The 23,309-nt window shown below is 61.6% G+C and carries 15 protein-coding genes; 12 read left to right on the forward strand and 3 right to left on the reverse strand.

The genetic code is table 11. The features are described from left to right. Positions 1 to 111 precede the first annotated feature (111 nt). The 6 genes from EOA49_RS05675 to EOA49_RS05700 all read left to right on the forward strand — a co-directional run bounded on the left by EOA49_RS05675 (position 112) and on the right by EOA49_RS05700 (position 8,234). Entirely contained in the window at positions 112 to 1,452 is a 1,341-nt protein-coding gene (locus EOA49_RS05675; protein ID WP_067326319.1) for an adenylate/guanylate cyclase domain-containing protein, read from the forward strand. A gap of 143 nt (positions 1,453 to 1,595) precedes the next feature. After that, entirely contained in the window at positions 1,596 to 3,491 is a 1,896-nt protein-coding gene (locus EOA49_RS05680) for an ABC transporter ATP-binding protein (RefSeq protein WP_127240908.1), read from the forward strand. Next, on the forward strand, positions 3,488 to 5,386 hold the full coding sequence (locus EOA49_RS05685; protein WP_067326326.1) for an ABC transporter substrate-binding protein: 1,899 nt from the start codon (positions 3,488 to 3,490) through the stop codon (positions 5,384 to 5,386). The genes EOA49_RS05680 and EOA49_RS05685 overlap by 4 nt, the downstream gene beginning before the upstream one ends. A 2-nt stretch (positions 5,387 to 5,388) precedes the next feature. Beyond that, positions 5,389 to 6,387, forward strand: coding sequence for an ABC transporter permease (locus EOA49_RS05690; protein WP_066994096.1), 999 nt, complete (start codon positions 5,389 to 5,391; stop codon positions 6,385 to 6,387). After that, entirely contained in the window at positions 6,384 to 7,565 is a 1,182-nt protein-coding gene (locus tag EOA49_RS05695) for an ABC transporter permease (protein ID WP_127240909.1), read from the forward strand. The genes EOA49_RS05690 and EOA49_RS05695 overlap by 4 nt, the downstream gene beginning before the upstream one ends. Positions 7,566 to 7,754: 189 nt before the next feature. Next, positions 7,755 to 8,234 (forward strand): class I SAM-dependent methyltransferase, encoded by a 480-nt coding sequence (locus tag EOA49_RS05700; protein WP_127240910.1) that lies wholly within the window; start codon positions 7,755 to 7,757, stop codon positions 8,232 to 8,234. Positions 8,235 to 8,254: 20 nt separating this feature from the next. Here the strand turns inward: EOA49_RS05700 and EOA49_RS05705 are convergent, their stop codons facing one another. Further along, positions 8,255 to 9,670 (reverse strand): adenylate/guanylate cyclase domain-containing protein, encoded by a 1,416-nt coding sequence (locus EOA49_RS05705; RefSeq protein WP_067326333.1) that lies wholly within the window; start codon positions 9,668 to 9,670, stop codon positions 8,255 to 8,257. A gap of 204 nt (positions 9,671 to 9,874) precedes the next feature. Between EOA49_RS05705 and EOA49_RS05710 the strand changes: the two genes are divergently transcribed. The 3 genes from EOA49_RS05710 to EOA49_RS05720 all read left to right on the forward strand — a co-directional run bounded on the left by EOA49_RS05710 (position 9,875) and on the right by EOA49_RS05720 (position 12,881). Then, positions 9,875 to 10,699 (forward strand): hypothetical protein, encoded by an 825-nt coding sequence (locus EOA49_RS05710; RefSeq protein ID WP_127240911.1) that lies wholly within the window; start codon positions 9,875 to 9,877, stop codon positions 10,697 to 10,699. A 74-nt stretch (positions 10,700 to 10,773) separates the two neighbouring features. Continuing rightward, positions 10,774 to 11,298, forward strand: coding sequence for a GNAT family N-acetyltransferase (locus EOA49_RS05715; RefSeq protein ID WP_127240912.1), 525 nt, complete (start codon positions 10,774 to 10,776; stop codon positions 11,296 to 11,298). Between the two features lie 197 nt (positions 11,299 to 11,495). Next, positions 11,496 to 12,881, forward strand: coding sequence for a hypothetical protein (locus EOA49_RS05720; RefSeq protein WP_127240913.1), 1,386 nt, complete (start codon positions 11,496 to 11,498; stop codon positions 12,879 to 12,881). A gap of 80 nt (positions 12,882 to 12,961) precedes the next feature. Here EOA49_RS05720 and EOA49_RS05725 read toward each other — a convergent pair whose 3' ends face one another. Next, on the reverse strand, positions 12,962 to 14,734 hold the full coding sequence (locus tag EOA49_RS05725; protein WP_127243085.1) for an adenylate/guanylate cyclase domain-containing protein: 1,773 nt from the start codon (positions 14,732 to 14,734) through the stop codon (positions 12,962 to 12,964). A gap of 243 nt (positions 14,735 to 14,977) precedes the next feature. Between EOA49_RS05725 and EOA49_RS05730 the strand changes: the two genes are divergently transcribed. Both EOA49_RS05730 and EOA49_RS05735 read left to right on the forward strand, forming a co-directional pair. Continuing rightward, a complete protein-coding gene (locus EOA49_RS05730) occupies positions 14,978 to 18,280 on the forward strand; it encodes an adenylate/guanylate cyclase domain-containing protein (RefSeq protein WP_127240738.1) in 3,303 nt (1,100 codons plus the stop codon). Between the two features lie 19 nt (positions 18,281 to 18,299). Continuing rightward, on the forward strand, positions 18,300 to 18,980 hold the full coding sequence (locus EOA49_RS05735; RefSeq protein WP_066994127.1) for a redoxin domain-containing protein: 681 nt from the start codon (positions 18,300 to 18,302) through the stop codon (positions 18,978 to 18,980). Positions 18,981 to 19,043: 63 nt separating this feature from the next. Here the strand turns inward: EOA49_RS05735 and EOA49_RS05740 are convergent, their stop codons facing one another. Beyond that, complete coding sequence (locus EOA49_RS05740) at positions 19,044 to 21,941, reverse strand: trifunctional glycosyltransferase/class I SAM-dependent methyltransferase/polysaccharide deacetylase (RefSeq protein ID WP_127243086.1); 2,898 nt, start codon at positions 21,939 to 21,941, stop codon at positions 19,044 to 19,046. 245 nt (positions 21,942 to 22,186) lie between these two features. Between EOA49_RS05740 and EOA49_RS05745 the strand changes: the two genes are divergently transcribed. After that, positions 22,187 to 23,278 (forward strand): branched-chain amino acid ABC transporter substrate-binding protein, encoded by a 1,092-nt coding sequence (locus tag EOA49_RS05745; RefSeq protein ID WP_127240736.1) that lies wholly within the window; start codon positions 22,187 to 22,189, stop codon positions 23,276 to 23,278. The last annotated feature ends 31 nt before the right edge of the window (positions 23,279 to 23,309 follow it).

Consider the following 23,309-nt stretch of genomic DNA (forward strand, 5'->3'; position numbering starts at 1 on the left):
TGCCAAAGCTGGCTTCATTGACTTCGGGGATCTCTTCTTGGGGTCGTTGGCGGACTGTGTTGTGGGCGGATCAAAGGACAATGCCTCGTCTTCGAGGAGTTTCGAGATAGCATGAGCACGACGCAAGCAGAAATTTCCACCATTCTCATGGATAAGGTAGCCGATTGGCTGAACCAATCGGTACTTGCAGGCAACGACCTAGAAACATTGGTAAAAGGCTTTTGCGAACGGCTGGCTGCTGCCGGCCTGCCGTTGAAGCGGGTGCATTTGAGCTTTTCGATGCTTCATCCGCTTTATGATGCGCTTGGCTTCACCTGGGTTCGCGGCCGAGGCTTAGAAATCGAAAGCTTCCGCAATGAGCCCGGCGCGCCGTCCGACAGGTTCCTGACCAGCCCATACTATCATCTGCTCAGCAACAAGCTCGACCACCTGCGACGCCGGCTCGACCCGTCGCTGCCATCGGAGTTTCCTGTTTTCGATGATCTCAGGCTTATAGGCGTCACCGACTATTTGGCTTTCGTGCATTCCTTCAACGGCAACGCCAGTCAGGGCATGATGGGGTCCTGGTCCACCGACAGTGCCGCAGGATTCAGCGACAGCATGATTTCGGCGCTGCTGCGCATCCAGAACCATCTCGCTATGGCAACCAAGATGGCGGTTCTCACCAAGCTCGCCGACAACATGATGACCACTTATCTCGGCGGCGACGCCGGCAGGCGCGTGCTTGACGGTCAGATCAAGCGCGGCGAGGGCGATACAATCCGGGCCGCGCTGGTCATGGGCGACATGCGCGGGTCGTCAAGGCTTGCCGAAACCTCCGGCCGTGAAATCTATATCGATACGCTGAACCAGTTTTTCGACGCCGTTGCTGCACCTTTCAATCGCAAAGGGGGGCAGATCATGAGTTTCATCGGGGATGGTTTCATCGCCGTTTACCCTTGCGAAAGGCATCGCTCGCAGTCCGAGATCGCCTGCCAGGCTGCTCTTGCGGCAGCGCGCAGCGCCACAGCGCGCGTGACGGATCTCAATCTGCGCAGAAAGGAAAAGGGGCTAACCGACATAAAATTTGGTATCGGCCTACATGTCGGCAATGTGATGTTCGGCAATGTCGGGCTTACCGACCGGCTCACATTCTCCGTCTTCGGCTCGGCTGTAAACGAGGTCCAGCGCCTCCAGGTACTGACCAAGAAATATCCGCACAGCATTCTCGCCAGCAAGGAATTCGCCAGCTATTGCGGCGCCAGCAACTGGCTGACGCTCGGCAGCGAGGAACTGGCTGGCATCAAGCAGAAGCTGACGGTGCTCTCACCCGATCTGTCGGGTGCTCTCGCAGTCGATGAAGACGGTGCGCTGGAGCCGGTTTATGACCGAAGATCGGACGCCGAGCAGGTCATGTTGCTTCACCGCGATGCCGCGCGGCTGTCGGCGGGCGACCCGAGCAAGCTCCAGTAACCGCCACGACCTGATCCGAAGGGCCCCAGATAGACAGTCCGCTCGCCGGTTCCGCCGCTGGCGACCGTTCCGAATCCAAGTTGCTCTAAGCTGGCAATAGGTTAGTCTCGCTTCCGAACCTGCCAGATTGGGGCTGGTGTGGAATGAATTCGGGTGTTGATCTGCTGCGGATCGAGGATGTTGGCATCTCTTTTGCCATCATCGGCGGACCGTTGCATGCCGTCAGGCGCGCAAATCTTCGCGTCCTGCCCGGCAAGGTTACCGCGCTTGTGGGCGAGTCCGGCTCCGGAAAATCGGTTCTCAGCCAGGCAGTGATGGGCATTCTGCCGGGATCAGCCCATGTTCGCGGCCGTATCCTGTTCTCCGATCCTGAAAGGCCCGGCACCACGCAAGATATCCTGAAGATGCCACGTGACGGACCCGAAATCCGGGCATTGAGAGGCAGCCGCATCGGCAAGATCTTTCAGGAGCCGATGACATCGCTGTCGCCGCTGCACACGATCGGCAACCAGGTCAGCGAATCCTTGCAGATTCATACCCCCATGGCTCGGGCGGAGCGCAAGGCGCGGACCGAGGAAATGCTCGGTCTTGTCGGCTTTCCGAGTCCCAAACGCGCCTATGATATGTATCCCTTTGAGCTTTCAGGAGGATTGCGTCAGCGCGCCATGATCGCCATGGCGCTTATCTGCCGGCCCGCCCTGTTGATCGCCGACGAGCCGACGACGGCGTTGGACGTCACCATCCAGGCGCAAATCCTACATTTGCTGCGCGGCCTTCAGACCAAGCTGAACATGGCGATGTTGCTGATCACCCACGACCTCGGCGTGGTCGCCAACGTCGCCGACGAGGTCGTGGTCATGTACCATGGCGAGATCATGGAAGCGGGACCTGTCGAGGCGATATTCCGCCGACCAGGTCACCCCTACCTGAAGGGCCTGATGGCAGCCGTTCCGCATTTCGACCTGAAGCCTGGCGAAAGGCTAAAGGCGCTGCGCGAGGTGCCGGTGAATGTCGAGAACCTGCTCGGCAAGCAGACGGCGCCGCCGTCGAAGGGGCCAGACGATATCCTGTTGTCGGTCAGGGATCTGAAAAAGACCTTCACAATCCGCAAGTCCGGATTGTTTGGCGGGGATCACCAAACCACGGTTCGCGCCGTGGGCGGCGTGAGCTTCGATATCAGGCGCGGCGAGTGCCTGGGGCTGGTCGGCGAAAGCGGCTCCGGCAAAACCACGGTCAGCAAGATCCTTATGCGGGCTATCACCCCTAGCGGCGGCTTTGTGACGTTCAACGGCCGCGATGGAGCGATCGACGTCTTGCAAGGCGAGGGAGACGCCCTGCGCATGCTGCGCGCCAAAATCCAGATGGTCTTCCAGGATCCGGTTTCATCGCTGTCACCTCGCATGACGGTGGAGAACATCCTGAGCGAGCCGCTGGAGATCCATCAACGTGGCGATGCCGCGTCCCGACTCGCCACTGTCAAAAGCCTGATGCAGGCGATCGGGCTCGATCCGCGCTTCATCAAGCGCTATCCCCACAGTTTCTCCGGCGGGCAGCGTCAGCGTATCGGCATCGCGCGCGCGTTGGCGCTGGGCCCTGAACTGCTGATCTGCGACGAGCCGGTTTCGGCGCTCGACGTCTCTGTCCAGGCGCAGATCTTGAACCTGCTGAAGGACCTGCAGAAGGAACTGGGCCTGACCTACCTGTTCATATCGCACAATCTGGCGGTGGTGGACTACATGGCAGACCGAATCGCAGTGATGTGCGGCGGGCGTATCGTCGAGCTTGCGCCACGCGAAACTCTGCTGAGGAAACCGATCCACCCCTACACGCGCTCACTCGTCGCCGCAGTACCTTTCCCCGACCTCGACAGGCCGATGGATTTCAAGACGCTGAAGCTCAGCGGCGCTTCCGACACCAGCGCATGGGGACCGCAATTCCGCGACGAGGGCGACGAGGATGTATTGTCGCCGCTCGATCTTGGTGGCGGCCACCTCGTGTTGGCCCGACGTTCGGCCGATGTCAGCGAGCTACGCCATTGATCAGCCGGCGCACCGTCCTCGGACTCATGGCTTCGGCGGTTTTGCCGGGCACATTGCACGCAGGCGATCTGGAGCCGCAATTTCTTCAGCCGCTGCTGAAGGCCCTGGCGCTGCCGGCACTCTCCGAGCGCTTGCCCAAGAACCCGCGCGTGTTGAATCTCGCTGCGATGGGGCGGCAGCCCGGCCAGTATGGCGGCACGCTGCGCACGATCATCGGCAGTCAGAAAGATATCCGGATGATGACGATCTACGGATATGCTCGCCTGGTCGGCTATGACCAAAAGCTCAACTTGCAAGCCGACATTCTTGAAAGTTTCGAGGTAGCGGACGATCGCGTCTTCACTTTCAAGATACGGGAAGGACATAAATGGTCTGACGGTAGCCTGCTGACGCCGGAGGACTTTCGCTATTGCTGGGAAGATGTCTGGCTGAACGACGAACTTTCGCAAGGCGGGCTCGCCCCGGCCCTGCTGGCCGACGGCAAGCCGCCACGCTTCGAGATCGTCGATGCGTTGACGGTCCGTTATAGTTGGGATGCGCCAAATCCCGACTTCCTGCCCAAGCTCGCGGCTGCTTCGCCGTTATCGCTTGTTCTGCCGGCCGCCTATCTCAAGCAGTTCCACAAGAAATACCAGGATCCATTCCGGCTCGCCGGCCTGATGGAGGAGAACAGGGCCAAGAAATGGACGCTCCTGCATATCCGCATGTCGCGGCAGTATCGCCCGGAGAACCCGGAACTGCCGACGCTCGATCCCTGGCGGAACCGGACCAAGCCGCCGGCTGAGCAGTTCGTCTTCGAGCGCAATCCGTTCTTTCACCGCATAGACGAGAATGGCCGGCAACTACCCTATGTTGACCGGATTGTCATGAATGTGAGCTCGTCGGCGATTATTTCCGCCAAGACCGGCGCGGGCGAGAGCGACCTGCAATGCATGGGAATTGATTTCAGCGATTACTCCTTCCTGAAGGACGCGGAGAAGCGCTACCCGGTCAAGATGCATCTCTGGAAACGCACACAGGGTTCGCGACTGGCGCTGCTGCCCAATCTGAATTGTGCCGACCAGGTCTGGCGTGGCCTTTTTCGCGACGTGCGCGTGCGTCGTGCACTTTCGCTCGCTGTGCACAGACGCGAGATCAATATGGCCGTGTTCTATGGATTGGCGCAGGAAAGTGCCGATACGGTCCTGCCGGAGAGCCCGCTCTACCGGCCCGAATTCGCGAAAGCCTGGGTCACCTACGATCCTGATCAGGCCAATGCCCTGCTCGACGAGGTCGGGCTTCAGGCGCGTGACGATGACGGCCTGCGGATACTTCCCGATGGACGCCCGGCGCAGATCGTCGTGGAAACGGCCGGCGAAAGCACGCTGGAAACCGATGCGCTCGAGCTCATCAGCGATCACTGGCGCCAGATCGGTATCGCCCTGTTCATCCGGACTTCGCAGCGCGACATCTTTCGCAGTCGCGCGCTTGGCGGCCAGATCATGATGTCGATGTGGTCGGGCATCGACAATGGCGTGCCGACCGCCGACATGAACCCGTACCAGCTGGCCCCCACCATTGACGACCAACTGCAATGGCCGCTCTGGGGTGCTCACTACTTGTCTCGTGGCAGGCTCGGCGAGGCGCCCGATCTTCCGCCGGTGGTCGAGTTGATGACCTTACTCAAGCGCTGGAACGCATCGACCGAAGCCACGGAGCGCGCTGAAATCTGGAATTCAATGCTGTCGATCTACACCGATCAGGTGTTTTCGATCGGCACGGTGAACGGAACATATCAGCCGGTTCTGGCCTCCTCGCGGCTGCGCAATCTGCCTGACAAGGCGCTCTACGGCTACGACCCGACCGCCTATTTCGGTGTCTACATGCCCGATACATTTTGGCTTGGAGAGTCCTGAGCGTGCTTCGATATATTGTCTGGCGCCTCGCCGTAATGGTTCCAACGCTGCTGATCATATCGGCGCTTGTGTTCACGATCATCGAACTTCCCCCAGGCGACTATTTCGACAGCTATGTTGCCGAGCTTCGGGCCCAGGGCGAAGCGGTGGATTCCGACCGCATCGAGATGATGCGGAAGGACTATGGTTTCGACAAGCCGCCGGTCATTCGCTACTTCTACTGGGTCGGCGGGATGCTGCACGGCGATTTCGGCTATTCCTTCGAATATGAGCTGCCGGTTCGCGACGTGATCGGGGACCGAATGTGGCTGACCGTGCTGGTTTCCTTCGTGACGATCCTCTTCACCTGGCTCATCGCCTTTCCGATCGGCATGTACTCGGCCACGCATCAATACAGTTGGGGCGACTACGGCCTGACTTTCTTCGGCCTTCTCGGCCTTGCCATCCCGAACTTCATGCTGGCGCTGATCCTGATGTATTTCGCCAATATCTGGTTCGGCACGTCCGTCGGCCATCTCATGGACCAGCAATATCTCGGCGAGCCGATGAGCTGGGCCAAGGCGAAGTCGATCCTCGCCCATCTCTGGATCCCGGTCTTGATCATCGGCACCGGGGGCACGGCAAGCATGATCCGGCGGCTGCGCGCCAATCTGCTCGATGAGCTTCACAAGCAATATGTCGTGACGGCGCGCGCCAAGGGCCTTCATCCCTTCAGGACCCTGGTCAAATACCCGCTGCGCATGGCGCTCAATTTCTTCATTTCGGACATCGGCTCTATCCTGCCGGCCATCATTTCCGGTGCCGAAATCACGGCGATCGTGCTGTCTTTGGAAACGACCGGGCCGATGCTGATCAAGGCGCTGCAAAGCCAGGACATGTATCTGGCAGGGTCGTTCCTGATGTTCCTCGCCTTCCTGACGGTCATCGGCGTGCTGATTTCCGATCTGGCGCTGGCACTGCTTGATCCACGAATTCGTTTGCAGGGCGGCAGTACCAAATGAACACGCAATCGCCACTTCCCGCTCCGGGTGCTCCGCTGCAACACTATGTTTCCATCGCGCCCTTTGACCTGCAGTCGGTCGAGGCAATGACGCCGGAGCAGTCGAAGGTCTTTCAGGCGTCGCAGTTGCGGCTGATGTGGTGGAAATTTCGACGGCACCGGCTTGCTCTTGTATCCGGCATATTCCTGGCGGTGCTCTATTTCGCGATACTGATCTGCGAGTTCCTGGCGCCCTACAATCTGCACACGCGCAACATGGACTACATCTATGCGCCGCCGCAGCGGGTGCACCTGTTCCACAACGGCCAGTTCGTCGGGCCGTTCGTCTACGGCCGCCAAATGACGCTGGATATGGACACGCTGAAGCGGAACTACATCGACCAACAGGATGATGTTCAGCGGATCCGTTTCTTCTGCAAGGGCGACAGCTACCGGTTCTGGGGCCTGATCGAAGGTGACAGGCATTTTGTCTGCCCTGCCGAAAACGGCCAGCTCTTCCTGGCCGGCACTGACAGGCTGGGGCGCGATGTGCTCTCGCGCATCGTCTATGGTGCACGCATTTCACTGACGATCGGCCTCGTCGGCATCAGTTTCAGCTTCCTGCTCGGCATAGTCATCGGCGGACTGGCCGGCTATCACGGCGGCATCTTCGACCTGATCGTTCAACGGATAATCGAAGTTCTGCAATCGATCCCCAGCATTCCGCTATGGCTGGCTCTGGCGGCGATCATGCCGATAACTTGGAGTCCGATCCTGATCTATTTCGGCATCACCGTCATCCTCGGGCTGCTCGACTGGACCGGATTGGCGCGGGCCGTGCGTTCAAAGCTTTTAGCGTTGCGAGAGGAGGATTACGTTCTGGCCGCGCAATTGATGGGCGCCAGCAGCGGCCGCATTATCCGGCGGCACCTCATTCCGGGCTTCATGTCGCATCTGATCGCGACGGCGACGATCTCCATACCCGGCATGATCCTGGGCGAGACGGCGCTGAGCTTCCTCGGGCTCGGGCTGCGGGCACCGATAACCAGTTGGGGCATCCTGCTCACCGAGGCGCGCAGCGTCAGCGTGATCGCGTTTTATCCATGGCTACTTTTGCCGATCCTCCCCGTCATTCTCGTCATTCTGGCGTTCAACTTCCTCGGCGACGGCTTGCGGGACGCTGCAGACCCCTACAAGTGACATCGCCAGTCCGCCGCCCGCCAAGCCGCAGACTCCACCCGGTTCGTCGTCGGCCTGTTCGGTTGTTGCTGTGTTGAACGTTCGCCTCTATATGCGGCGACGCCGGATCGGGCTAACACGTTGCTCGGGTTTCATCCTGGTCGCGGGCATTGCCGGTCTCTTGAGCTGGTTCAGGACACACAGACGCATATGAGTCGCCTCGAAAGTTTCATCCGCAGGCTGACGGCACAGCGCGACATTCTCGATCAAGTCTGCGCGGAGGTGGCGAAGATCGAGGGTCCCATCCTTGAGCTCGGCCTCGGCAATGGCCGGACGTTCCACCATCTGCGCGAGCGTCTGCCCGGCCGACGGATCGTGGCGTTCGACCGCGCACTTGCCGCACACGCCAGCTCAATTCCCGAAGTTGAAAACCTCGTGCTCGGCGAAATCCGCGAGACGGCGAGCAGGTTCATCGGCATCGAGGCCGCTCTTGTTCATGCCGACATCGGCACCGGCTATGAAGATCGCGATGCAGTGACCTCTACCTGGCTCCCCGAACTGACCGCGCGCCTGCTTCGCGTCGGAGGCATTGCGGTCAGCGGCACGCCGCTCGATCACCCGCAGTTGCAAAGCCTTCCACTGCCGCCTTCGGTACCCGCCGATCGCTATTTTGTCTGCAGGCGCGTCTGAGGTCCCCAACGCCCAAGTCTTCAGGGGATCGTGTATACCGCTATCTCCCTCTCGATGCCGCGCAGCGAGACCTCGTGTGGCACGGGCGTCAGCGCGTTCCTGTGCAACAGATCGGCGGTGAGATTGTCGTCGACCACCGCGCGCGTGGCGAAGATCGCCTGTGCGTTGGCAAGGTTCTGGACCCGCGAAGCAATGTTGACCGTCTGGCCGAAATAGTCCTGTCGCTCGTTCATAGACACGGCAATGCACGGGCCGGCATGGACTCCGATCTTGAGCAGCAGATCCTCGCGCCCGCTCTTCTCATTGAGCGCACGCATGGCATCGCGCATCCTGAGGGCCGCCGCAATCGCACGATCCGGCGTCGCGAAGGTCGCCATCACCGCATCGCCGATCGTCTTCACCACCGCGCCTGCCTCGGACGCGACGATCTCGTGCAGAACCTGAAAATGCACGCGCACGAGATCGAAGGCTGAAAGATCGCCCACCCGCTCGTAAAGCTCGGTCGATCCACGCAGGTCGGTGAACAGGAAGGTGAGGCTAGTGATCTTCAGGCGCTGGTTGATGTCGAGCGTATCCGTGCGATAAAGATCGCGGAACGTCTGGTTGGTGAGCAGGCGCTTGGCTGTCAGGAACGGCCGGCGTTTGCCCAGGAGATCATGCAATTCCTGGCCGGCGATGAAGACCGTCGGCAGCACGCGGGTGTCGGTCCTGTTTTCCAGCGAAATGCGCAACGGGCCGGGTTGCATCTCCAGCGTCTGGTTCTGGACATGCTCGCGGTCGAAGACCAATGAGAGGCTTCGTCGCTCTCTTGTCGGTTCGCCCTTGACGTCGATGAACTGCACTGAATGGGTGACCGGCTCGAAGACGATGATGAATTCGGACGGAAGCTGTACGGGCAGAACAGCCTTTTCACCTGGCGCAAGCTCGATATCCTCCAGCGAGAACGCTTCCATCGTCTTGGCGAAATCCTCTTCCGGCAGGTCGACGCCGGACGCCCAGTAGATCTGGCGGAAATATTCCACCAACGGCAGTTCGTGTGGATTGTGGGCGGCAATCTTGCGCACGCGAGGACTGACCGTGAATGTCACCTCGACCATCTCGTCGAGGGTCGGTGAATAGCCTTCGGAACACAGCGCGCAGGTATATTCGTCCTTCTGCAGGGTTTTGAGCGTGGCGTTGCTGTCGAGCACGCCGCCACAGCCGGGGCATAGAACATTCCAGGAAATGTCGAAGAGGCCCACGCGCGCCGCATGCAGAAAGGCGCCTATGGCGCGTTCCACATCGAGGCCATGCTTGCTGGCGAAGGCTAGAGCATTGATGCGGCAAAGCTCGCGGTCCTTGCCCTCCGCGATGGTTCGCTTGATCGCATCGATTGCCCGCGGATCGACATCGGTCGATTGCCGCAGAAGCGAGAACAGATCCTGAGCTTCGTTCATCGTGCAGGCTCCGGAAGAAATGCGCCGCCGAAACGTGTTGACCGGACCGGTCCTGGTCCGACTGCGCCATTTTACTTCGAAACCGACCCTACGGCCATTCGAATAGACAAGCCGGGCGATACCTCAAGTCCGTTTGGTGGATTTTCGCCGGCCGCAACCGGCACTATGATGATCCATGGGCATTTATCTATGCGGGCTACCTCGATGCCGACATCCGACAATCCGCCGTTTCCCGGCACCCTGCGCCTCTTTTCCTTGGTGGTCATTATCGTCCTGACCGTAGGCGCCGGCCTGTTCTTCGCGCCCGTGCTGGTCAAGCCGCGCTGGCCGTGGGCCGTCACCCCGTTCAATGCCCGCTTCCTTGGTGGCTTTTACACCGCCGAAATGGTCGTGATGGCGGCGCTGCTGTTCTGGAATCGCTGGTCGCCCGGCAGGCTCGTGCTCGTCATGGCGCTCATCTTCACCGTCATCGTGTCGGTGACGTCGTTCATCAATCTCGGCTATTTCAACTTCGGGCGCAAAGCGCCCTGGCTCTGGTTTCTGGTCTATCTTGGTTCGGTCGCGGTATCCGGGCTGTTCCTATGGCGGGCCAGGGCCCGTCCTTCTGCAAAAGGCGTGACCTTAAGGCCCGCATGGCGCGGCTACATGCCGGTGGAATCGGCAGTCCTTGGGCTCTATGGCGTCGGCCTGTTGCTGTTCCCACTGACATTCGGCAGCTTCTGGCCATGGCCGGTCGATGGCTTCCACGCTCAGGTCTACAGCGCCATCTTCCTCGCGGGGGCGGGCGGCATATATGTCGTCTGGAGAAGCGCGCGGCGCGAGGAACTGCTGGTGCTGGGCTTGGCGCAGTTGCTGGTTGGCCTGCTTGCCATTGTTGGACTCGTCATCACCGACGCTGCCGTGCACCGGATCGACTGGGCGGCGATCGGGACATTGTGCTGGCTTGCCCTTTTCGCCTGGATCGGCATCAGCGGTGTCTTCAAACTCTTCGCCGCCACTCGGTATTTTAGCTCGCAATCGGCATCATAGGTTCTAGAGACGGCTGGATTTTCAGGTGACGTAGGGTGCATCGTACCGTGCCGATTGCCATCGCCGGGAACGTTATGACCAGCACAACCTCGCCATCCTCCGAGAAAGTCCAGCCGCAGCTCCGATCCGTTCGGCTAAGCGATGCGGAGGCGCTTTGCGCCATCTTCAACATGCCGGGCTTCCGCTGGGGCACGCTCAGGATGCCTTTCGAGATGGTGGAGCAGGTGGAGCGGCGCATCGCCAAGTCCGGCCAGGAAACCACCTGGATCGTTGCGGAGGTGGAGGGCAGGGTCGTCGGCCATGGCAGCCTGGTCGTGCAGGGCTCGCCGCGCCGTTCGCATATCGGCGAGATCAATATGGGTCTTGACGATGCCTTTGTCGGCAAAGGCATCGGCTCTGCCATACTTGGCGCGCTGCTCGACGTGGCCGACAACTGGCGCGCTCTGAAGCGGGTCGAATTGACCGTCTATGCCGACAACGAACCGGCCATGCGCCTCTACAAAAGCCACGGCTTCGAGGTCGAAGGTCGGCATGTGAAGGCCGGCTTTACCGACGGGCAGTACCACGACCTCCTGAGCATGGCCCGGCTGCGATTCTGAGGTCCGCTGTTCAGTGTTAACTGTTTGGCCAATCTAGCAATCCAAGCCGAGTCGGCGAACTGGCGGTTGCCGATGGAGACCTCTGTAGGATAATTTCATCTCACACTGTTCTGATCGAGTTGACGATCCATGTGTGCCGGCATCCAGAAAGTCTGGTCTCCCTTGGCGTTTGCACCGCGAGCCGCCAGACGGGACAGATGACCGCCGTGGCTGGCCCAATCCCCACGCCTCCAGTGGAAATTCTGGCTGTGCTGTCGCTGCTCTGCCCGGAGGTCGTGCGTGACATCGAGCAGAACTGGAACTCACCGGTTTCCGATTATGCCCGCCATCTGTGGCGGCCGATGGCAAGGCCTGCATCGGACCCGGCGATCGCTGCCCGCTCGATCCTGCGCGACGTGCTGCATCGGCGTCTTGGTGCGATCATGCAGCCTGAAGAGGTCGGCAAGGCCCTCGAAGCGTTCGAGCACAGACCGGTCATTCAGTCCGGCCTGCACTGTCTGCTTCTGATGGACCGGATCACCTTCGACGCCCTGCTGCTTGCCTGGCTCGGCGCGGTCGAAAGCGCGCTCTCGGCCTTCTTCTGCTTCATGGGAACGACGATGACCATGGAGACAATCGGCCGGGAGGGGCCCGGATGGCTCGATGTCGGCGACGACAAGGTCAACCTGTTTGGCATGGGACGCCACAAGCTTTGCCGCAAAAGCGCCTGCGCGGCCGGTCCCGTCTTCCTCAACAAACGCGCGCTCGAAGCGGTGGGTGATGAAACGGATGCCAGCCGCTGGCTGGGCACACTGCTTGCCAGCCGGGACAAGATGTTTGCAACCGCGGCCGACGCGGTGACAGCCCTCAACGAGGATCTGGTCGCCAATTGGGGCTGTTCCAGCATGGCCAAGCCGGTTTTCATCGATGATCGGCTGGCCGCGGCCGCCATGGCTCGGCATCTGGAATATGACGGCAGCCTTCTTTCCAAGCTGCTCTTTGAGCCCGCGAGGCGCCAGCGTCTCGAACGTGCCCTGCAAGAGACCGCAGCGAGACCATTTGGCAGATTCCTGCCCAATGCCACAGCCTATTTCTGGGGCATCCGCGACGAGCGCGTGCGCAAGCTCGTCCTTGAGAACGGCCACCTGATCGAGCCCGACAGGCGGCATGGTCTTTCCATCCCGTTCGAGCGAACGCATCTCAAGCAGGCGCTACTGGAAGGCGTGCTGCTGCCGAACTTGTTCCTCACGTTCCTCGTGCTCGCCATATTGCCGCGCGTGCGGGTTGTGGGCGGCCTGAGACAGATTGGCTATGTGGCGCTTTTCCACTCGATCCTGCTGGCCGCGCTTGACGAGAACGCGCCGGAAGAGCGCGATCTGGCTCAGGAGCTGCAGGTTCGGGAAAATGCCTGGGGCGTGCGGGTCATCGATGAAAAGATCTCGGTCCGCGAGCAGCTTGCCGGCCTGCCGCAAGGGGCGCTCTTCGCGGATCTGCTCCGGCAGTATCGCTTGCAAACACTTGCCGAGACGACCGACGACCTGAAACTGGTTCGAGAAGACGCCCGATGGCGCAAGATCGGCCAGGCAGAGATTAAGGCGACCTGAGCTGCGCTTCCGGTTTTATTCGCGCCGAGTCCATCGCTATCGGCCGCGGTTCAAGGCCTGACCTGACACGGCCCCATCTGTCACTGCACGATACCGGCCTTGCGGAGCCCGTCCACGATGAGTTCGAAATCGGCAGGGTTCTTGTAGGGCAAGACCTTGCGTCGGTAGTCCAGCGAATAGTCGGGATTGACGCGAAGCACCTCCTGCCATGCCTCGCGGGCCTCGGCGAAACGGCCCAGATGGCCGTAGCTGGCGGCCAGAAGCGCGCGCGAGACATCGGTGACAGCGTTGCGAGCCAGCCGCTGCAGCAAGAGGTCAACGGCCTCTTCGTACCTTCCGAGTTGAAACGATGCCAAAGCCTGGAAATGCAGAAGCACATCCGGAAAGTATGGATTCAAGGTCTTGCCCCGGGCGTAACTCTCAAGCGCCTGTTCGGATCTGCCCGAATAGTGCAGCGCCTCGCCGAGGATCACGTGCCCTTCGGCGAAGTTCGGATTGAGAGCTATCGCGTGCTCGGCCTCGTTGATGGCTTCATCGTGCCGTCGTGTATACAGCTTCACGATAGCCAGTGCCCAGTGCGCCCAGGGATCGCTGTCATCCAGCGTTACCGCTCGCGTTGCAGCCTCTTCCGCTTGCGCCATCGATTCCGGCGGCGACGCACTCCACCTGTTCAGGTAATCGAGCCCGTGCGTGAGGGCGAGGAAGGCGTGGGCAGAGGCAAACTTCGGGTCCAGTTCGATCGCACGTTGCAAGAGGTCGCGGGCTGCGACGTTCGTCTCCTTCGTCAGCCGGTGCCACAGCTCCCGGCCCCGCATGAAATAGTCATACGCCTGCGTGTTGCGCACATACTCGGGCGCCAGCCGCTGACGGTCGCCTTCGGTGAGATTGAGCGCCAAGGCTCCGACGATCTGCTGCGTCACGTCGTCCTGCACGGCGAATATATCGGTCAGGTCCCGATCGAACCGCTCCGCCCAAAGGTGACCGCCCGAGGTTGCATCGATGAGCTGCGCGGTGATGCGCACCCTGTTCCCCGACTTGCGTACGCTGCCCTCAAGTACATGCCGCACGCCGAGCTTCGAGCCCACCTCCTGCACATGGACGTTCTGCCCCTTGAAGGTGAACGACGAATTGCGTGCGATGACGAAGAGCTGCGACAGTTTGGACAGCGCCGTGATGATGTCCTCAGAAATGCCGTCGGCGAAGTAATCCTGTTCGGCGTCACCGCTCATGTTGGCGAACGGCAGGACGGCGATCGACAGTTTCGGCGGCGCTGCCGTCGCGGGCCGGCTTGCCGCGGTTTCCGGGGTCGCGGCCGGCTTGGTCCCGGCGCTGCCGACTTGCAGCGAATAGACCCGGATCGGCTCGGCGATGTTCTTGAGCTGTGTGCTGCCGAGATCGCTGACCGAGAGGTCGAGCCGCGCCTTGACCTGGCGATAGGCATCCTCGGACAGGCAGATGGCGCCGGGCGCCGCGACGCCCTCCAAACGCGAGGCGATGTTGACGCCGTCGCCCATCAGGTCGCCGTCGCTCTCTTCGACCACATCGCCCAGATGGATGCCGATCCTGAACTCGATGCGGCGGTCCTGCGGCACGCCGGCATTGCGCTCGACCATGCCGTTCTGAACCTCTACGGCGCAGCGCACGGCATCCACCACGCTGCGGAACTCGACCAGCGCTCCATCCCCGGTGCGCTTGATTACCCGCCCGTTGTGGACTGCGATGATCGGATCGATCAGGTCGCTGCGCAGTGCCCGCAACCTCGCCAAAGTACGATCTTCGTCCGCGCTCGCGAGCCGGCTGTATCCAACCACATCTGCAGCCAGGATTGCGGCCAGCTTCCGGTTTTCGCTCATGGGCACGTGTCCTCGGCTCCATAATAGCAGGAAGGCGGAGGCTAAGAGGGAATTTTCGTGGACGACGGCTACGCAGACGCGCGAGTCGGCAGCGCTCTGCCACCGGGCCTGGACCGATCGCTCGATGCCCCATTTGCGCTGCCGCTTGCTGGCCGACGACTATCGGTTCATTCTTGTCTGAATACCCGGCCGTGAAGTGCGTGGCGAGATCACGCCGTCATGGCTCCAGTGAGGTCTTGCTCGATGGACTGCTCGGGCTGCGGTTTCGAGGTCGAGGGCGGTTTCGCTTTCTGTCCGAAGTGTGGCAGGCGCCAGCCCGTGCCATGCGCCAGTTGCGGCTACCTGTGCGCACCTGATTTCGAGTTCTGTCCGAAATGTGGGGCAAGCGTCGGTGCGACGGCAAAAGCCGTCGAACGGCCTGCTCCGACACCGAGCCGGACCATTGTGCCGCCTTCTCGAACTCCGTCGCTGCTCGCGAACATCGAAAGCGAAGATGATGGGTTCCATCCCGTCTCTGAAGCCGATCGCAGGACGGTGACGGTCCTGTTCGCCGACCTTTGCGGCTTCACGACACTCAGCGAGCAGCTCGACCCCGAGGTGATGCAAGCGCTGCAGAACCAACTGTTCAAGGAATTGACGGCAGCCGTGCGAAACTTTGGCGGTTTCGTCGACAAATTCATCGGCGATGCATTGCTTGCCTTGTTCGGTGCGCCGGTCGCGCATGAGGACGATCCGGAACGTGCGCTTCGCGCCGCTCTCGACATGATGGCCCGGACGACGCGGCTCGGCGAAAGCGCTCCCCACTCCGGCTCGCCTCTGTTGCTCCACATCGGCATAAACACTGGTCCGGTCGTTACTGGCGGATTGGGCATCGGCACCGCCAAATCTTATTCGGTGACCGGCGATACCGTGAATACGGCGCAACGCTTGCAATCGCTGGCCGCACCGGGTGAGGTTCTGGTAGGCGAACTCACTCACAGGCTGACCCGGCATGCCTTCTCTTTCGAGCCGCTGGGCGATGTTGTGCTTCGCGGCAAGGCAGGCAGTGTGCTCGTCCATCGACTGGACGCACCGCTTGCGTTGCCGCGTGCAGCGCGTGGGCTCGAGGCGCTCGGCCTCAGCGCGCCGATCATAGGTCGTGGTGCGGAGCTCCATAGAATGCTGGCCAGCCTTGACCAGGCGTGCGGCGGCTCGGCCCAACTTGTTCGCCTCGTCGGAGAAGCCGGTATTGGGAAATCGCGGCTGGTGAAGGAATTCGTCGCCCGCGTCGGCGACGAGGATCGTTTTCGCAACGTCGCCGTGCGGCAGGCCACATGCTCACCGCTGGGCGAACAATCTTTTGGCGCCTTGGGCGCAGTGGTGCGCAGCGCTGCCGGGATGATGCAAAGCGATACTGGGGGTGAAATGCGGGCGAAGCTCGGAGGCTTGCTGACCGACCTCGGCCTGCAGGGCGAGGAGGCGAAGCGGCTGATGCCTTTGCTCTACCATGTGCTTGGCCTTGGCGACCCCGATGCCACCTTGCAGCATGTCGAGCCCGAGCAGCTGCGGCGGCAAATCCTCTACGCAGTCCGCACGATCATCGAAAGGCGGCTTGCCTTGTCGCCGCTGTTGATTGTCGTCGAAGATCTGCACTGGGCCGACGCCGTGTCGCTCGAGGCGCTGCGTTTCGTGATGGACAGGTTGGAACGCACGCGGTTGATGTTGCTGGTCACGCATCGTCCGGCGCCGGACAACGACCAGCTCGACTCAAGTCGGGTCAGTCACACAGCGCTCAGGCTTTCGCCGCTCAACACTGATGACGGACGCGGGCTGCTGGCGGCGCTGTTCGGTGAGAGCTGGGTAAAGTCCGCAGGCAGGCTTGTCGACCAGATCCTCGAGCGCGCCGGCGGCAACCCGCTTTTTATAGAGGAGATCGTTCGCGGCCTGATCGATCGCGGTGTGCTGATGCGCGAGGGCCAGCGATGGCGGACTGCGGCAGGCGAAGTCGCAACCGGCATTCCCGCCACTATCCAGGCAATGCTGCTTGCCCGGGTCGACCGGCTGCCCCAGGAGGTGCGCCGGTTGGCCCAGGAAGCCGCGGTGATCGGCCCGCGCTTCGATGCCACACTTTTGAAAGCCGTGACAGCCGAACCCGGCCGCTTGGAAGCCGGCTGCGAACTGCTTTGCGATGCCGAAATCATCGAGGAGGTCGCCGGATCAGGCTCGATCTCGTCGCCAAGCTACCGCTTTACGCAAACGTTGCTGCAGGACGTGATCTACCAGAATCTGCTGTTGCAACGCCGGACCGATATCCACGGGCGGGTCGGTGCCGCCTTGGAGCAGCTGTGTGGCGACAAGCCGGAACGGCTTGAGGATTTGACCGTGCTCGGTCATCATTTCGCGCAGAGCGCGGAGCGGGAGAAAGGCGCGCATTACTTGCAGGCGGCGGGCGATCGCGCTCGCATGATATACGCCAACGACGACGCCCTTCGTTTCTACGAGCGAGCGCTGACTGCGTTGGGCGCGATCGGGCAAACGCCGCTCAAATTGGCAATCGCGGAGCGCATTGCCGATTTGAGCGGCCCGGTAGGCCGCCGCGAGGTCGCGCACCAGCACTACGAAACGGTGCTGCAGGCATATCGGGAGTCAGGCAATCGTGTCGCGTCGGCACGAGTTTTGCGCAAGATCGGTCGGCTGCTCTGGGACGTCGGCAAGCGGGACAACGCAGAATCCCGCTATGCGGAAGCCGCAGCGCTGCTCGAAGGAGCGGATGCCCCGATCGAGCAGGCGCAGCTGTGGCAAGAACGTGGCCGACAGGCGTTCCGTAGCGGAGATCACGCTCGCGCAGCAAAATGGGCAGACGCGGCGCTGGATGGCGTACGCACTCTGACAACGGAGCATGTCTCCGAGGAAGGGCGTGACGCCACTCTTGTGACCGCCGAGGCACTCAACACCAAGGCTGTCGCGCTGGCTCGCCTTGGGCGAAACCTTGAAGCGGTACGCCAGATCGAGCGTAGCATTGAATTGGCCGAAGCCGCCGGCCTGCTGGGCACGGCCTGCCGCGGCTACACCAATCTCGGCGTGCTTTACACGACCATCGATCCGGCACAGGCGATAAAGGTCTGTCGGCGCGGTCTTGAAGTGGCGCGCCATATTGGTGATTTGGGCTTTCAGGCGCGCCTCCTCGCGAACCTGGCGGTTGCTTGTTGTACTTTCACGGATCGTTGCCCAACGGAGGGCGTGCCTGCTGCCGAGAAGGCCATCGAGATCGACCGGGCACTCGACCAGCGCGAGCACCTGCCGGTGCCGTTGATCGTGCTTGCGCAGATCCACCAGTGCAACGGTCGTCCGGAACTGGCGGTTGGCTTGTTCCACGAAGCACTGGACGTAGCGCGCGAAACGAGTGAACCCCAACTGCTGTTTCCGTGCTATGATGGTCTGGCAACGCTTAATCTCGACCTCGACAATCTGGCCGAGGCCGAACGCTACTTTTCCCTGGCGCAGGGTATATGCGCCCAGCACGGGCTAGACCCGGAAGCGCTTGTGGTGCTGCCTTTTCTCGACTAGCCGGGTGGGAGGTTGAACAATGTCCGCGCGTATTGACTTGGTACCGCTTCAGCCAGGCGATCGTGCGCCGAACGTGGTGCTCGACGCCATAACCCAGGAAGGCAAGATCGCGCTTGACGACTTCCGCGGACAAAAACCGGTGCTGGTTGGCCTGTTTCGAGGTCTGCATTGTGCGTTTTGCCGACGCCATATCGCCGCCCAGGCGCGGCTTGATCCGGAACTGCGCGAAAAGGGGGTGGAAAGCCTGACGGTGGTCAACACGCCGATCGAACGGGCGCGTCTCTATTTCCGCTACCACCCGATGCCGAATCTGCTTGCGGCTTCCGACCCTGAACGCGCTTCGCATCGTGCTTTTGGACTGCCCAATCTTGAATTCACCCAGGACGACACGAACTGGCCGTACAAGGTCTCGATGGCAGCAGCAAAGGATATGCGGGTCGACATACCAGGCGAGTTGCCCGCTCCCATGGATCCTTTTGCGGCCAGCGAATTCCTCGACAAGAAGGACCATTACGAAGTGACCGAGGCCGACCAGCAGATGATGGCAACGGGACACGGACAACTGATCGGTCAATTCCTGCTGGACCGGCAGGGGGTGGTCCGCTGGAGCTTCACGGAGGTTCCAGAGGGTGGGCGATACATGTTTGGGGCGCCAAACCCGCAGGAGCTGATGTCAGCCGTATCCCAGGTCGTTCAATAGACTTGCGAACAAGGTAGTCGGGCGGGACACCGATAAAAAAGCAGAACCCGGTTTGTTGACCGGTCATCCGAGCACGGCCTCGACACGCGCAACAAAGTCTTCGAGCGAGCGATCCCCGCGAACCTCGATGCGCGGAAGGTCGATGGGATCGCAATCGAGATCCGCCGGCCCGTGTTTGCCGCCGAAGCCGATCCGATAGCCGCACTCCCTGGCCAGCCGGCCAAGCCGTCGGTCGGTGACAGAGAAGGGTGCCGCGAACGCCGTGGTTGGCCGACCGGTCCACCGTTCGACGAACATGCGAGAGCGCAGGAGCTCGGCGGCCAAATCAGAACTCGACAGACCATCGATCGCGCGATGCGTCGCCAGATGGCTTCCGAAGAACGCACCTTCGCCGGCGAGACGTCGCACCGTCCCAGCGTCCATAAGCTGCGTCGGCGGACCGCTGTCGATGTCCCACCGTGCACTTTCCCCTACCAAGTCCGTTACCAGGAACACTTCCGCGGTCAGGTCGTTCGCGCGCAAGATCGGCCAAGCATGGTCGGCAAAATTCTGGAAGCCGTCATCGAAGGTGATGAGCACCGGGCGGCCAACGAAAGGTTCACGGTTGGCGATGGACCATCCCAGTTGCTCGGACGTGATGGCGTGAAAGCCATTGGCGCGCAGCCATGCCATCTGGCGGTCGAATGCGGCGGGCGTGAGCCGAAAACGGGCGAGCGCGGCTGGACCATCATCGGCGATGCCGTGGTACATGAGGACAGGGACATGCTGCCGCCGCTCGCTGCGCGCGACGTCGCGGCGCAAGGCCCGTGCCCCGCCCCAGACGATATTTCGCGCGACTCCAACACCGATGGGCGCGTGGATTGGCACATGATCAATCACCGGGTCCGTCGCCACGCCGTCCGGTGACAGGCGGCGGAAGCGGTCTATGCGATAGAGCTCGGTCTGGATCGACCGCTCGAGGACGAGGCCTTCGGTCGCCGCCAGCGTCTCCGAGATCGCTTGTGCGCCGAATGTGTTCCAGTCGAAGCCCGTCCTCTCAACATTGTCTCGGAGCACGAATGCGTGTGCGCTGACGACACTGCCGCCAGGCGTCAACGCCTCAACAAATTTCTTGGCGATGCGCCGCAACTCAGCGAGATCGTCCAGGTAGTAGAGCACTTCCGAACAGACGATCAGATCCATCTTGCCCGGAAGCGTTTCCGCGGAGAAATCCAGTACGCCGAAGTCGACATTCGGCTGACCGCTGCATCGCGCGCGCGCCCGCTCGACGGCTACGCTGGAGATGTCAGTTGCGGTCAAATGGCCGACTCGCGGCGCCAGCTGCCGCGTGAAGTGGCCCTCCGCGCAGGCCAGCTCAAGCGCCCGTCCGATGAGACCGGCAGGCAGAATTTCGAGCTGCCGCTCATACTTTTCCTGCTCATAGGGCGAACGATAGTTCCAGGGATCCTCGGTCGCGAAACGGCGATTCCAGAACGACGTGCGATCAGTACCGTTGTCATCCGCGGCCGGTTTACGGCGCGGTGCCGCAAATGGCTCTGCAGGTTCGGCGCTCGACCGAACCAGTTCCTGCGCTTTCGCGGCCAATCGCGCCAGCTTGCCGAAGTGGCTATCCGGATCGGACGGAGGCTCCGCCATGGACAACGATGCCTCGGCTTCAGACATGTTTGACTTGTCGGCGACGCCGCTCTGCGAGGCCAACTCAATCCAATGGTTCCTTGTCACTTTCCCGAGCGCGCCGAACTGCACGCGAGCCTCGATCCGGCCGTCCATCATCAGATACGCATAAATTCGATCGATTCCTTCCGGCAGGTCGGTGGAGGCCGGATTTCCAACGTCGACGCGAATTCCGAGTGTCCGCGTCAGTCTGCGCGGCGCGGCGAGATCGTCGGAGTCGAGAAGCATTTGCTCAAGGTGATACTGGACGCGGCGACCCGCTGCGGGATCGTCCCAGACCCTGCCGAGTTCGACGATCAACTCGGTGAGGGGGCCACCGAACCTGTCCCACCTGGCAGCCAATTGCGCTGGCACCGACAGGCTTCCTACCATAAGGCCATCGAAGACCACCCTGGCGATCTCACGCGCCCATTTGCGTGCTGCCGGGACCGCGCGCAGGGACTGCGCGTCGATTGAGCAGGCGCCGCTGCCGCAATCCGACGCGGCGTTCCACAGCGCGAGCCACGCGAGTGCTTCGGCAGCGGAGCAGCCGTTCGCGTCGATCGCTCCATTGGCGTGAACCGATGCCGGGTGTTCGACCCTGGGATCAGGAGAAAAGCCGCGGACGATCACGATTGCCGCATCTGCCAGCATCTGCGTCGAATTGCAGGAGAGCGAGTTGGGGCTGACCCGATGGAAAGCGAGAGGCTCGTCGACCATCACCCAACGTTTGCCCAGACGTGCGAGACGCTGCCACAGGTCCCAGTCCTCGCAGGTGCGCAGGGACACATCGAAACCGCCCAACTCGACAATTGTCTTCCGATCGACCAGCAGCGCGTGAGTGCGAATGGCGCGCCGGCGCGCGAAAGTTTCGAAGGGCTCGATCGCAACCTCTGTTGAGATGCTCGACGGGGTCAGTTCGCCGTCGGGCATTACGCGCCGAGAACCGCAAAAGGCGGCCACCGCATCGGGAGCGGTTTTCAGAGCGGTCAGCATTTTTGCAAGGAAGCTGGCATCCACCCAATCGTCCGCATCCAGAAACATGAGCCATTGGCCGCGCGCGACCGAAATCCCGCTGTTGCGCGCGCCGGCGGCGCTATATGCGCAAGAGCTCAACGTGCGAAATCGGGCATCGTGCTCAACATAACCGGCGATGATCGCGGGGGTGCGATCCGTGGAGGCGTCATCGACGATGATCGCCTCCCAATCCGCTATATCCTGATCGAGAAGGCAATCGAGTGCGCGCGCCAGCGTTGCCTCGGCGTTGTGCGCAGGAACCACGATTGAAACCAGAGGATTATGCGCCACGCCGTCTTACCCGCGCCTGCTTCGAAGGTAGAACAAAAGTCCCAAACCATAGCCCGCGATTTCCTGCAGGCAAACAAGACTTGAAAACAGGCTTGAATGGAGAGCGCTCATGCCCGACGGTTTAGAATTAGGCCCGTGCGCCGGGGCGGTGTTTTCGCGTCACATCCGAGGCACTCGCGCTTACCGAAGGGGCTGTCGGGTGTGACTGGATTAGCGTAAGCTGCTGTCCACAGGGGGTGCAAAACATGCACCGTGTCATCGCCCTAGCGATCGTAGTTGCGGCCGTGTTCAGTTCCGCGAGGGCTGAGGTGCTGGTCGGGGTCTCGTCTGCGATGACAGGGCGGCTTGCCTGGATCGGCGAGCAGGGGCAACGCGGCGCGGAGAGGGCGGTGGCCGACCTCAACGCGGCGGGTGGCGTGCTCGGCCAGAAGGTGAGGCTGATCTCGGTCGACGATTTCTGCGATCCCGAGCAGGCGGTCGCGGCCGCCCAGAAGCTGGTGGCCGACGGGGTGGTGCTCGTCGTCGGGCATTATTGCTCTGGAGCCTCGATCCCCGCATCAAAAGTGTATGAGGCGGCGGGCGTCGTGCAAATATCCCCAGGCTCGACCAATCCGCAGCTGACCGAACAGGGCCGTGGCAATGTCTTCCGCACCATTGGCCGCGACGACGCGCAGGGTTTCATCGCCGGCAACTACCTTGCCGATCACTGGGGCGACAAGAAGATCGCAATCCTTCACGACAATTCGACCTATGGGAAGGGTCTCGCCGACGAGACCAGGAAGCAGCTGAACAAACGGGGCGTGACTGAAGCTTTTTACGACGCATACAGGCCTGGGAAGGACGACTATTCAGCCGAGGTCGCTGCGTTGCAATCCGCCGGCATTTCGGCCTTGTATGTGGGCGGGTATCATGCCGACGTTGCGCTGATCGCTCGCGCTGCAGGCGACCGGGACTACACGCTTCAGCTCATATCCGGAGATGCTTTGGCTACCGAGGAATTCGCCCTGATCGCAGGCTCAGCGGCGGAGGGGACCCTGTTCACCTTCCCGGCGGACCCGCGGCGAAATGCCGGCGCGGCCGCGATCGTGGAGCAGTTCCGTGCGGACAACTTCGAGCCCGCGGGCTATACGCTGTTGAGCTACTGCGCGGTGCAGGTCTGGGCCCAGGCGGTGGCGAAGGCAGGTTCGCTGGCGCCAAAGGCGGTCATAGCGGCACTGCGCGAACAGCAATTCGACACCGTCATTGGCAGGGTCGATTTCGACGCCAAGGGCGACCTCACGAGGCAGAGCTGGGTTTGGTACGTCTGGCGGGGCGGGGAGTACGTGCCGGTTGAATAGGGTGCGCCGAACGCCGGCGTGACGCTGAGAC

The sequence above is a fragment of the Mesorhizobium sp. M1A.F.Ca.IN.020.04.1.1 genome (assembly GCF_003997315.1).
Classification (GTDB): Bacteria; Pseudomonadota; Alphaproteobacteria; order Rhizobiales; family Rhizobiaceae; genus Mesorhizobium.